At 42.6% G+C, this 11,685-nt stretch carries 8 protein-coding genes; 5 read left to right on the top strand and 3 right to left on the bottom strand.

What is annotated here, in order from left to right; all coding sequences use genetic code 11:
* Window positions 1–2: 2 nt before the first annotated feature.
* From AACU32_RS00365 to AACU32_RS00355, 3 genes are all read right to left on the bottom strand, one after another.
* On the bottom strand, window positions 3–2,558 hold the full coding sequence (locus tag AACU32_RS00365; protein WP_096607797.1) for a penicillin acylase family protein: 2,556 nt from the start codon (window positions 2,556–2,558) through the stop codon (window positions 3–5).
* A gap of 93 nt (window positions 2,559–2,651) precedes the next feature.
* A complete protein-coding gene (locus tag AACU32_RS00360; protein ID WP_096596785.1) occupies window positions 2,652–2,987 on the bottom strand; it encodes a XisI protein in 336 nt (111 codons plus the stop codon).
* Window positions 2,975–3,340 (bottom strand): element excision factor XisH family protein, encoded by a 366-nt coding sequence (locus tag AACU32_RS00355; RefSeq protein WP_096596783.1) that lies wholly within the window; start codon window positions 3,338–3,340, stop codon window positions 2,975–2,977. The genes AACU32_RS00360 and AACU32_RS00355 overlap by 13 nt, the downstream gene beginning before the upstream one ends.
* A gap of 194 nt (window positions 3,341–3,534) precedes the next feature.
* Here AACU32_RS00355 and AACU32_RS00350 point away from each other — a divergent pair, with 194 nt between their 5' ends.
* The 5 genes from AACU32_RS00350 to AACU32_RS00330 all read left to right on the top strand — a co-directional run bounded on the left by AACU32_RS00350 (window position 3,535) and on the right by AACU32_RS00330 (window position 11,088).
* Window positions 3,535–4,263, top strand: coding sequence for an RNA methyltransferase (locus AACU32_RS00350; protein ID WP_096596781.1), 729 nt, complete (start codon window positions 3,535–3,537; stop codon window positions 4,261–4,263).
* Between the two features lie 265 nt (window positions 4,264–4,528).
* Window positions 4,529–6,160 carry a serine hydrolase gene (locus AACU32_RS00345; RefSeq protein ID WP_096596778.1) on the top strand — a complete coding sequence of 544 codons (1,632 nt, stop codon included), beginning with the start codon at window positions 4,529–4,531 and terminating at the stop codon, window positions 6,158–6,160.
* Window positions 6,161–6,298: 138 nt separating this feature from the next.
* A complete protein-coding gene (psb28, locus tag AACU32_RS00340; protein WP_096596776.1) occupies window positions 6,299–6,667 on the top strand; it encodes a photosystem II reaction center protein Psb28 in 369 nt (122 codons plus the stop codon).
* Between the two features lie 366 nt (window positions 6,668–7,033).
* The gene (gene dpdE, locus AACU32_RS00335; protein WP_096596774.1) at window positions 7,034–10,336 is read left to right on the top strand and encodes a protein DpdE; all 3,303 of its coding nucleotides are present in this window, start codon (window positions 7,034–7,036) and stop codon (window positions 10,334–10,336) included.
* Between the two features lie 479 nt (window positions 10,337–10,815).
* Window positions 10,816–11,088 (top strand): hypothetical protein, encoded by a 273-nt coding sequence (locus tag AACU32_RS00330; protein ID WP_096596771.1) that lies wholly within the window; start codon window positions 10,816–10,818, stop codon window positions 11,086–11,088.
* Window positions 11,089–11,685 lie beyond the last annotated feature (597 nt).

Below are 11,685 nucleotides of genomic sequence, written 5' to 3'. Positions count from 1 at the left end.
TGTCAACTTGCCAATTTGGGAATTAACTTAAGTGTTGCAGCTGTGTTAGTATTCACAATTTCTTTCTCCCAAAGCATGGGGTGATATTCAATTTTGCGCCAATAATCAACCATATCTGTGTAATGCTTATGGAAGGCATGACCTGATTGTCCTGGGGTATGAATTGCTACCGATTTATCCAGATTATTCAAATCTACAATCATCCGTAGGGAAGGAATATCTGTCACCTCAAAAGATTGGTTGGCTTTCCAGCGATTTGCGTTGACGGTTTCCCCATTCCCTCCAGTAGCAAAATTACCCCGATTAAATAAAGCTTCCATAGGTGCAACTCCAGATTTACCTAAAGTAGCGTTACGAAATGTAACGGTATGTAACTTACCCCAGTTCCAGGAGTTTGGATCTTTACCTTGAATTTGTTCGAGTTCATTTACAGCTTCCGTAAAAGCCTGACGCACAATTGTGTCACGGTTCTCTAGGGTTGGGGTGTTGCGGTTATCCCACCAGCTACTATTTGGCTGTTTCACCAGATTTTTCATAACTTCATACCAGCGATCGCCTCCATCGGGAAAATACTCTTGAGGTAACTGATCGTGGAAGGTATCTGCGAGTAAGTGTTTCCAGAATACCTCAAACAAAGCCGCCGCAGGCGATGACATTTCTAGCTGCATATTCCAATTGATGAGTAATTGTCTTGCAGCTTCCAGCTGTAGGGTATCCAGGGAGATAGCTTTTAATAATGGTACGAGAGTTTTGGCATTTAAATTGCGGTTATCGCCCTGGATCAACTCTACATCCAGCAGGGATAAAAGTTGATCTGCCTGGGCAATCATCTCGACAATCCGCTGTGCGCGGTAGCCATAAACCCAGTCGGTGGTAATTAAATAAGGATATTTATTTTGGACTAAATTGTTAGCGGTAACAATGTAACCTTGGGGTGGGTTAAAACTTTTGGGTAGCTGCTCAAAGTCAATATAGCCTAGCCACTCATATTCATCTGTCCAACCAGGAACCGGATAGCGCCCATTTCCTTTGGCGCGGATGGGTAATTTACCTGGCATTTGGTAGCCAATATTGCCATCAACGTCAGCATAAACTAGGTTTTGGGCAGGGACATCAAAGTTTTTCGCCGCCGTGCGAAATTCTTCCCAATTTTGGGCACGATTCAGTAAAGGAATAGCATATCCTAAAGTAGCCGGTTCTAAGGCAGTCCAGCGCAAAGCCACAGCGTATTGTGGCGGGATTTCTACCCCCTGATTTGCACTTAACTGTTGTAACTTAGGTGAGACATCCGAGAGAATGGGGCCATGTCTGGTGTAGCGCACTGTTTGCACAATCGGCTGATTTAGAGCAACTTGAATCGTCTCTTGGACTAGTTGCATATCCACCCATTTACCATTAACCTCATATTGGTTGGGGTTGTCTGGGTTAATTTTCTCAATGTATAAATCCATGACATCTGGTTCCACATTGGTCACACCCCAAGCAATGCGATCGCTATGACCGATAATTACTCCTAGCATCCCCGCGAAGGAAAAGCCGGTCACATTGTAGGGACATTCTGCACTCTTGGGTATACAGTGCAATCCCACTTCATACCAAATCGAAGGTAATTGTACTGCTAAATGCGGATCATTCGCTAAGATTGGCTTACCTGTACTCGTGCGCTTCCCCGATATTACCCAGTTATTCGAGCCAATCCCAATTCCCCTAGAACCGATTAATTCCTCTAAAGCTAGCATGGGCTTGGTAATTGACTCCAAAGCTGGGGTAATTGCTGATTTTGCTTCCACAATACTAGAAGCAATCAATTCTGTCTCGTCAAAATCGTCGTCCTCTCCGGTTTTTCTTTGTTGCAGGTCTGGTAAAATTACTGGTAAGTCTTGGGGGTATGGCGGGAAAAGTTCTTCTACCTGAGCCAGATTTAAGGTTTTCAGTAAAATGGTACGTTCAATTTCCCGCTCAAAGTTTCTCCCCAAATCATAAGCCATCACCTTACCCCAAGTTAGGGAGTGCAGCATTTGCCAAGGTTCTGGTTTATACCCAGGATTGAGCAATTTCAACACCGCATATTCTAGACTGAGTTTACTGCCTTGATGCTCTGCTAGATAAGCATTTACTCCATCAGCGTAGGCTTCCAGATATCCCTTCATCTGAGCATTAACTTGTGCGATTTCTTGCTGCGCCACCCTAGCCCAACCCATTGTTCGCAGATACTTGTCTGTGGTGATTTGGGAGGAACCAAACATTTCGGAGAGTCGCCCAGAACCGATGTGTCGCCAAAAGTCCATTTGCCAAAACCGGTCTTGGGCGTGGATGTATCCTTGCGCCATAAATAGATCGTGGGAATTGGCGGCGTAAATGTGGGGAACACCCCATTGATCGCGCTGAACGCTTACCTCAGCCTTCAATCCCGAAAGAGCGATCGCTCCATTTTCTACAGGAAAGGATTGACGCACATTATAAGTAACACATCCTACTAATAACAGTCCCAACACTAATAGTAAAATTACGAAGTTCTTAAGTGCCTTAAGCAACCGAAATTTTCTGGATCTTCTCATTGGCGCGGGACGTAGCATAGCATTGTTAATCAAACCCCCGCACATTGTACTGCTTGAGGTGCGCTTTGGAGTCAGAATCTTAATTCAATGGTCTTAACTAACGCCAAATCCAGTGTATTCTCGAACATAGGGAGGCTGAAGCCCCAGAATAATATCGTCTTTCTCAGCACCCTTTACTCTTAGTTTATCGGCAATTGGTGTATCTGTTTGATTGCGTTGAATCCAAATCTTACCTGATCTAATTTCCAAATGAAGCACACAGTTGTAAATTCGTCGATGTCCATTCCATCCCAAGTCAATTAATAAATAACGATCGTTGGCTAAATCAAAGACTGTTTGTGATTCAATGTCTCCACCAATGGTTTTTCCTTGAGATTCTTCTGTCAATAACTGCTGAATATATTGGCGATACTTCGTTAATTTATCCATTTGACTATTACCTCATTCATTGAATCATAAATTATTAATTTAACTTGGTATTTCTTAATGGAAGCTTTGGGTAAATCTCGATTAAAAAAAGATTCATAGGCTTGAAGCGGAACAGCTAAATATAGAAGACGTTCTGGTTCTGTGTCTTCTAAAACTAGACGATAATTCAAAAATTGTCCCAAAGCTAGATGAAAATCAAAAATAGCTGAATCACTTAAAAAACTTTTGATTTCTACAGCTATTTTTTGTTCAGCTTTTTCTGCTCCTACAAGTTGCTCTGCCCCTAAATCGATGGAAATTTTATCCTCTTCACCAAATTCAACCCGTAATGGGTCATGAGTTCTAAATTGCATAAATACTAATAAGGGCTGTTGACTGTTGACCGTTGACCGTTGACAGCCCTGACGATGGATTGTGCAACTTAAAAGCAGAATAGCTTAACTTTTCTGTTCATGCTGAATTATTGGCGATCGCTATCTGTGGAAAAATGCGTAGAATTCTGAATTATTCGGCAAATATATTCAGGTAGGATAGTGGGAGGTAAGAAATGGGATTAGCTGGGTTAAAAATTGTGTTGGTGGAGCCAGCAGGCCCATTAAACCTGGGGGCGATCGCGCGGGCGATGAAAAATTTTGGACTCAATCAGCTAGTCATAGTCAATCCCCAATGCGATCGCAACTCGCCGGACGCAATGAAAATGGCGGTTCATGCTAAGGAAATTCTCGAATCGGCGATCGTGGTGCAGACATTACCCCAAGCCTTGCAAGGATGTGTCAGGGTAATAGCCACCAGCGGTAGGGTTAGCAGTTGGGAAACACCTTTAGAAAACCCCCGCACCGCCTTACCTTGGTTACTAGAAGAACCAGAACAACCAGTAGCTTTAATTTTTGGTAGGGAAGACCGAGGATTAAGCAATGAAGAATTAAACTATGCGCAGCGGTTTGTGCAGATTCCCACCCATGAAAGTTATCAATCCTTGAATTTAGCTACGGCGGTGGCTATCTGCTGTTATGAATTGGCACAATGTACAGCGCCACCAGCAACTCAATCACCATCAACCCCGGAACTCGCACCTTGGGATTTGCTGGAAGCCTATTATCAACAATTAGAATCTTTACTGTTAAAGATTGGTTATCTTTATCCCCATACTGCAACTAGCCGCATGGAAAAATTTCGTCAGTTATATAATCGTACACACCTGCAAACAACTGAGGTAGCGATGTTGCGAGGGATTTTGCGGCAGATAGAATGGGCAATTACAAATTATCGTGAATAGTCAGTGGTCAGTGGTCAGTTGTCAAATATCTAAGAGTCATTAGTTATTTGTACCCTCCTGCCTTTGCCCCTCATCAAAGAGAGCAACTTAGGCTAATATGTACCCATTCATCTCCCCAAAATAGATAATATAGCTTAAACTAAACACAAAAATGCTACTTACTGGCAAAAAGTGAATTCAATATTAAAGTATAAAAGTACTTGAGGAGTGAGTTTTGGGTCGGGAGTCAGCAGGAAAACCATAGAGTGGGTCACAAGGAGTAGCGGTGTCAGAATCAAGTGACAAACTAAGAGCTTTCTCACGGCGTCAACCCGAAAACCGCCGCCAGCGTCCACGTAAAGTTCAAAAAGTGGAAGCTAAGAAAGTCAAAGTACCTAATCAAAAGCGTGGTGTCGCTAAAGAACCCCAGATTACATATGTAACAAAGACTGACAATCCCTCCTCCGCAATGGCTGCTAGGGTATCCAGGCCAAAAACAGGGCTAGTAATGCCAGCTGCGGTAAAACCAATTCCCAAAACAAAGGTAGCGCCTCCTCAAGTACAATCTGGTACTGTAAAGTTGAAGACAGTGCGAGTCGAGCGGCATGGGTCTTCAAGAAACACCAGGCGATCGCGTAAGACACGTTTAAAGCCAATGGCCAGAACTTTGTTGTATACCATGCGCTTGCTGATTGTGGGAGTTGGGATCGGCGCGATTATGGGCACGATTTTGTCAGTGTTAGACCCCGCTAGTCACATGACTCCCAATTCTGCAAACCCAGGTAATACCAATGTAGGGCAATCCCAACCCCAAGCAACCCCAACTGCGGCAACGCCTTCTGGCTTATATTTGTCTCAGGAAATTATCCCCTTAAAAACTGCCGTACAAAGTCTGACAGCGGCAAATCCAAATCTGGCACCAGGAGTGTTGTTAGTTGATTTGGATACAGGTAGTTACGTAGATATAAATAGCGCCGCCAGTTTTCCCGCAGCTAGTACAATTAAAGTCCCGATTTTGGTGGCTTTCTTCCAAGATTTGGATGCAGGGAAAATCCGCCTCGATGAAATGCTGACCATGCAGCAGCAGATGATTGCTGGTGGTTCCGGTAATATGCAATACAAGCCAGCGGGAACCCAATACACAGCTTTAGAAGTCGCTAGTAAAATGATTACCATCAGCGACAATACAGCTACGAATATGCTGATTGCCCGACTGGGAGGAATCGAAGCGCTGAATCAGCGGTTCCGCAGTTGGGGTTTAACAACTACAGCCATTCGCAATCAACTCCCAGATTTACAAGGGACAAATACTACTAGTCCCAAAGAATTAGCAACCTTGATGGCGATGGTAAATCAGGGGAATTTGGTGAGTATGCGATCGCGCGATCGTCTACTGGATATCATGCGCCAAACCCAGAAAGACACTCTACTCCCATCCGGTTTAGGAGCAGGCGCTACTATTGCCCACAAAACAGGCGATATTGGCACAATGTTAGCAGATGCAGGTTTAGTTGATATCCCTAGTGGCAAACGCTACATCGCCGCAGTCATGGTACAACGACCCAACAACGACCCCCGTGCCGAAAAACTGATTAGCGCCATTTCTCGCGCCGCTTACCAGCAATTTAGCCAAAATACTCTGATACCTAATGGCACAACACCTAATATGCCAGCAACCAATATGCCGGCAACCAATATGCCAACAACCAATATACCAACAACCAATATGCCACCAACAGGTTATCAGTCACCAGTGATGGCTCCTCCTATACCCAACAGTACAGTTAACACTTTACCCATGAATGGTTATCCGCCCCCAGTCATGGTTCCTTATCCTAACAGCATGGTAAACCCGATGCCTAACCCTGTTTATCCACAATCTCCAATGATGAACCCCCAATATTATCCACCCAGGTAGGTAGAGGGCAGGGAGACAAGGGGGACAAGGGGGACAAGGGAAGGGAGATGAGGAAGTGTGGGAAGTGTGGGAAGTGTGGGGAGTGTGGGGAGTTTTATTCCCAATGACAAATGACCAATGACTAATGACTAATTTCCTATGGAATCAACTACACCGTCAATTGAATTTTTTGCCGGACTTTTTGAAGAACTCAGTAATGTCAGTTTGCGCCGCGAAGTCCGCACTGGTAAGCGCATAGTTGTGATGTTTTTCGAGAAATTGCAGGCTTTGGAAGGGTTAAATAGCTTTACGAAAACATCTTTGAATTCCTTGCGTTTAACTGATGAAGAAGGCGAAATAAATATTACACCAGCTTCTACTCGCTTCATTTTTGGCGGTGATGAAGGGGATGAACTACAACGAGTTGAGTGTAAATTAGAAATTGAGCAGGACGATCGCTGGGAAAGATTTATGCGATTTATGCATCGCTATGCTGCGGCTAATGGGATGGAGTATGGTGAACGCTAGATTTTGCAGTTAAGTTGCGATCGCTGCGCAGCATTGTGTTAGGATAGCGATTAATCGCTAAAATTTGGTCTATTTTGCCAAACTCAAGTAAAAATTAGCACAAAATATAATACTAAGACTTTATTCTGTCTATTGCAAGTTGGGGCAATGAAGGAATAATCCTCGCGCTTCTAGGGTAGACAATATCAATAAATGGTAAAATAAGAGATTGTGCTGTTGCTTGAGTTTAGATTATGCTGGGCTTCCCATTCACTGTGTCTGTGTGTAAGACAAGCTATCTGGGAAAAAGCAAAAAGCACGCGGATACAGTAAGCTATATGGGTGCTAGATAAAGGTTAATGGAAACGTACTTAGTGGGCTAGGAGTATGATAAAATTTGGTTCGTTGGTACGTTCCCGAAACAACAACTTGGGCATAGGGAAGGTAATTGAGATATCTAATACTCAGGCAATAGTTGAGTATTTTTGCTCAATAGGACAACGCAAAAAAGAAAGTTTACCCTTAAATTCCCTATCTCAGTGTAAACTTGAGTGCCAAACTCGATGCTATATTTGCCCGGAAGGCCAAGAATCATGGCTGATTGGCAGAATTTACGAGTGGGATGAGGAAGTTCGTCAATATCGCGTTGACTTACCTGATAAAAAGACGATTATAGTCAGCGAACAGCAAATATACGTCCGTTGTCGTTTACCGCAAACAGACCCGATCGAAACTTTGGCAATGAAGGCGCAAGAAACGCCATACTTCCACGATAGACGCTTTGCTTTGGTGAAATCCCTAATTGTACAACAGGCTGTGAGTCGGGGAATGACGGGATTAATTTCCGCCAATATTCAGCTTTATCCACATCAAGTCGAAGTTGTCCGTCGTGTACTCGAAGATCCGATTCAACGTTACCTGCTAGCGGATGAAGCGGGATTAGGAAAAACCATCGAAGCTGGTGCGATTCTGCGTCAATATTTATTGGATGAACCTTCTGGACGCGCGGTAGTGCTAGTTCCGCAATATTTACTTCCACAATGGCAGCAGGAATTAGAAAATAAGTTTTACGTCTCCCACTTTCCCAAGCGGGTAGCGGTGTTGGCGGTTGAGGATATGCACAGAATCAACCCGAAAGCAAGTATTGGCTTGCTAATTTTAGATGAAGCGCACGAAATTGCAGGAATGGCGACTTCTAGGGATACAGCAATGCGCCAGCGTTTTGAGACTTGCAAAAATCTTGCCCATAAAAGCGATCGCTTGCTTCTATTATCGCCTACCCCGGTTCTCAACCATGAGCAAGATTTTCTCGCAATGCTGCATCTGCTTGACCCGAAAACTTATCAACTTCATGACTTAGCAGGTTTTCGTGAACGGGTAGTAAAACGCCAAGATATTGGTCTAATTCTGCTGTCATTTACAGAAGATGCAAACTCTTCCCTCCTGCAAACTAATCTCAAGCAACTCCGTAACCTATTTGCGCCAGACCAGTATTTACTGGAATTGCTAGACAAGCTAGAGAATAGTTTACAAGCAAAAGCCGGCAATACAATGGAAATTGTCCAGGCAATTCGTACCCATATTAGTGATACCTACAGACTTCACAGAAGGATGCTGCGCAATCGTCGCGCTTCTGTAGAAAATGTCATTTCTGAGCGGAATATTACACTCAGAGCAGAGTACGATTTAGATGAGCGATCGCCTGACATCCATGAACTAATTGAACAGTGGCGGAATCAAGCTCCTGATGAGCAACAATATCACCAAATTTTGCTCTTGTTCTTCCGTGCTTCTGGTACGTGGTTGGGTATTTTCAAACAAGTAATTCAAGCACGGTTAAAAGGTTTAGCCATTGGGGATTTAATTGGGGAATTTGGTGCTGATAGTGTGCGCATCCTCACAGAAACTGCGAAATTTGCTGAAGAAGCAGAGATATTGCAAAGCCTGCTGCGAATTATCGAACAACCTTCAGAGGATGGCGATCGCCTGGAATTACTCAAGACAGTTATCCTCTATCAACTCTGCGAACCTTTAAAATTACAATCCTTGAAATTTAACGGGACGAAATTGCTTGCAGAGGTTCAACAACGGATAAAAAGACCGATACCCGGAGACAGTTTGCCAAAAATTGTGGTATTTACTAGCTTTGTGCAAACTTGTGCCGAAATTGTCCGTTACTTGAGCAATAATTTTGGTGAGGGAACTGTTTTCAGTCATCAACTTGGACAAACTCCCGCTCAAGTAGAAAAGAACATAAATCGGTTTAAACAAGACCCCAAATGCTTTATTTTAGTTTGCGACTCCTGCGCCGAAGAAGGTCATAACTTAGAATTTACCAACTACATGATCTATTTTGACTTGCCTTGGTCGCCAAGTCGTCTAGAACAAAGAATTGGGAAGATAAACCGGATTGATCGACCATTGAATGTTGAGTTGACAGTATTTGCTGGCGTAGACTTACCGGATAGTCTCCATGATGCATGGTATCGGTTATTAAAAGAAGGGTTTAATATTTTTGGGCAATCTATTGCTAATCTCCAGTTTTATGTTGAGGAAAAATTACCAGTCTTAGCCGAAATCCTCTTTAAATCTGGTGCAAATGGCATCTTAGACAGTATTGAATTAATTCAAAAAGAAATTGCCCAAGAACAAGTAAAAATTAGCGAACAAAATACCCTAGATGAAATAGATGCTCTAGATGATAACGCTCATCAATATTTTCAAGCTTTAAACGATTATGATGCTCGTCATCAAGAAATCCAGCAAATAACTGAAAATTGGATTTGTCAGGCGTTGAACTTTAAACCGATCGCTAATCCTAATGTATCAACACTGAAGCGTTATAAACCTACCGAAAACACATTAATTCCCGCAGATGATTTGAGCAGCAATTTTGCCGGTATCTTAGAAGACTTTGGGACTTTTAACCGTGAGGTAGCAAATCAACAGCCTGCTGTGAAACTCTTCCGCATTGGGGAGAAATTTGTAGAAGCACTATCATCTTATATTAATTGGGATGATCGGGGTAAAGCTTTTGCAATGTGGCGAGTGGAGGAAACTTGGGACGCAGGAGAAGGTGAAGAGTGGTATGGTTTCCGATTTAATTTTGTTATTGAAACAAATTTAACAAATAACACAGAAACTACTCCAAAATCTAAAATTTTTCAAAGACGCGTAGATGGCTTATTCCCGCCAATTGTAGAAAGTGTATTTATTGATGCGCGATCGCAACCAATGTCTGCTGTTGCAGATGAAACACTTTTAAATATCCTGCAACGTCCTTATAAAGGTAAAGGGGCTAAATCCCGAGATTACAACATAGCCAAAGGTCGGTTATCTATTCTTGATGACTTCATTGAGTCTAGCAATTGGCAAGAATTTTGCTATCAAGCCCATCGCCAGTCTTTAGAATTACTCAGTCAGCGTCCTGAATTTATTACATTATGCGAAAATAGGGCTACCCTGGCTGAAAAGGAATTAGCTAAGAGACTAGACCAATTGCGTCTGCGTCTCAACCGACATCTTAACCAAGAGCAAATTTCTGATCCGGTACTGGAGCAAGAACTCAATAACGAAACGAAATTAAATCAAGTAATTATCGAAGGAATTCGTCATCCTACCATTCGCCTAGATTCTGTTGGTTTTATTATCGTTTCTGGGAGACATCCAGCTAAATCTGAAGATGATTGATCATTTGTCATTGGTAAGGATTTCAAGTCTCTTTACGTTTCGTAACATAAAGCAGATTGTATGTACATGACGGAGAAAAATTAATCATATAACTCTCAATACGGTTCGGTTAAGGGGGAAAGGGGAAAGGGAAAAGGGCCCATTCAAACCTTTCCCCCTCACCCCTTAACCTTTTCCCTTTTCCAAAAGGGAGACTCGATCAGATGAGTTACATTCTCAAAGCTAAAAGATTCTCTATCTGTGGTTTTGTTATCAAGACAGTAAGCAGCAATAGATTAGCGGGTTTTGTATGCCTTTCAATATACTCATATATGAATATGTTTTACCACTTTTATCTCAGCATTTAGATGCTGGGAAAGGGATTTACCTAAATGTTTAAATGCTAATAAAAGATGGCAAGAAAATTACCGCCTATTCTTAATAGGTCACCCGGTAATTCTCTAAGTTAGTAATTTTTAGCCAACTGGCAACTGAACATGATGGAAAACACATTAATTGATAAAACCTTCCGTGACAGCAATGGCAACGTTGTGATAGCGCAGATGCCAAACCTACCACTGATTGTTTGGATAGTAACTAGTTTACTAGCTTTAATCTTTACCAGTGGCACAATCAATACAGTATTACATGTAGTGGCAAATGGCTCCTTGTTTACTTGGGCTTGGCTGGAATTATTTGACGGCGTTAATTATTTTCGCAGAGCCTTAGGTCTTGCTGTATTGATTGGTATTATCGCCTTCAACATTTATTAGTTATCGCGGTTGTTTGAGTTACAGCATTCTTTACCGAACAATTGCGAGAATATACTTAGACGACTTAAAGGAGCGATCGCCAAGCCCTAAGGCAAAAGGGCGATAAGCTAGACTAAACTCTGACAGAGTGCAGTCCCCTAGACTAGACACTCTGCTGAGTCTAATGGAACCAGAATGTGCGCAACTTATTCAGTTTTTGTAACACAACCATTTTTGTAACAGAATCCTTTTGTGAACCTCGACATCAGCAAACACAACAATAGCGTGTTTGTTCTTAAGTAGGTCGGCGCAATTAAAGACAACTGGCGAGGTCTGTCATTTGTCATTGGTCATTGGTAAGGGTTTCAAGCATGTTTACATTGCGCAACATAGTTTGGTTTATTCCCGCCGACTTACTTAGAGTGTTCCATAAAATAAATGATCCAAAACCCGTCATTGCTTCGCTTCGCTCGCAATGACAACTGGGCATTTTTTTACTTGGAATACTCTTATACCAATTCAAATAATGTTTGCGACACATCAATATATTCTAGAGGGCACGGCAGTGCCCATACGTGTCAACTTAACATGAAACCCGCTTGGTGAAAAGGTTTCGCC

The organism is Calothrix sp. NIES-2100 (genome assembly GCF_963875285.1).
Classification (GTDB): domain Bacteria; phylum Cyanobacteriota; class Cyanobacteriia; order Cyanobacteriales; family Nostocaceae; genus Aulosira.
Note: the sequence above shows the minus strand (reverse complement) of the source record. Positions and strands in the feature narration are given on the sequence as shown.

Excerpts from the sequence above, each read along its gene's own strand:
- AACU32_RS00330 (WP_096596771.1), top strand. The coding sequence starts at position 10,816 with ATGGAAAACACATTAATTGATAAAACCTTCCGTGACAGCAATGGCAAC.
- dpdE (WP_096596774.1), top strand. The coding sequence starts at position 7,034 with ATGATAAAATTTGGTTCGTTGGTACGTTCCCGAAACAACAACTTGGGC.
- psb28 (WP_096596776.1), top strand. The coding sequence starts at position 6,299 with ATGGAATCAACTACACCGTCAATTGAATTTTTTGCCGGACTTTTTGAA.
- AACU32_RS00355 (WP_096596783.1), bottom strand. The coding sequence starts at position 3,340 with ATGCAATTTAGAACTCATGACCCATTACGGGTTGAATTTGGTGAAGAG.
- AACU32_RS00360 (WP_096596785.1), bottom strand. The coding sequence starts at position 2,987 with ATGGATAAATTAACGAAGTATCGCCAATATATTCAGCAGTTATTGACA.
- AACU32_RS00350 (WP_096596781.1), top strand. The coding sequence starts at position 3,535 with ATGGGATTAGCTGGGTTAAAAATTGTGTTGGTGGAGCCAGCAGGCCCA.
- AACU32_RS00365 (WP_096607797.1), bottom strand. The coding sequence starts at position 2,558 with ATGAGAAGATCCAGAAAATTTCGGTTGCTTAAGGCACTTAAGAACTTC.